The sequence below is a fragment of the Bacillus sp. AF62 genome (assembly GCF_050312695.1).
Taxonomy (GTDB): domain Bacteria; phylum Bacillota; class Bacilli; order Bacillales; family Bacillaceae_G; genus Bacillus_A; species Bacillus_A cereus.
The window spans coordinates 1-317 of the sequence record NZ_JBNPJZ010000279.1; the positions used below are offsets into that span (position 1 = coordinate 1).

A 317-nucleotide genomic window follows, 5' to 3' on the forward strand; every position below is an offset into this window, starting at 1 on the left:
TGGGGCCTTAGCTCAGCTGGGAGAGCGCCTGCCTTGCACGCAGGAGGTCAGCGGTTCGATCCCGCTAGGCTCCACTTTATTTAATATATGTCTCGGAGGTATACCCAAGTTCGGCTGAAGGGATCGGTCTTGAAAACCGACAGGCGGTGAGAATCGCGCGGGGGTTCGAATCCCTCTACCTCCTCCATTTTTAAAAATGGTTTAGACATATAATAATAAAATATTTATTTTTTCCTTCATGGAGGTATACCCAAGTTCGGCTGAAGGGATCGGTCTTGAAAACCGACAGGCGGCGAGAGTCGCGCGGGGGTTCGAAT

General features: G+C 50.5%; 2 tRNA genes. Both read left to right on the forward strand.

Features of this window, described 5'->3' with window-relative positions:
- Nucleotide 1: 1 nt before the first annotated feature.
- Nucleotides 2–74 (forward strand) — tRNA-Ala (locus ACQRBL_RS32735).
- Nucleotides 75–94: 20 nt separating this feature from the next.
- Nucleotides 95–187 (forward strand) — tRNA-Ser (locus tag ACQRBL_RS32740).
- The last annotated feature ends 130 nt before the right edge of the window (nucleotides 188–317 follow it).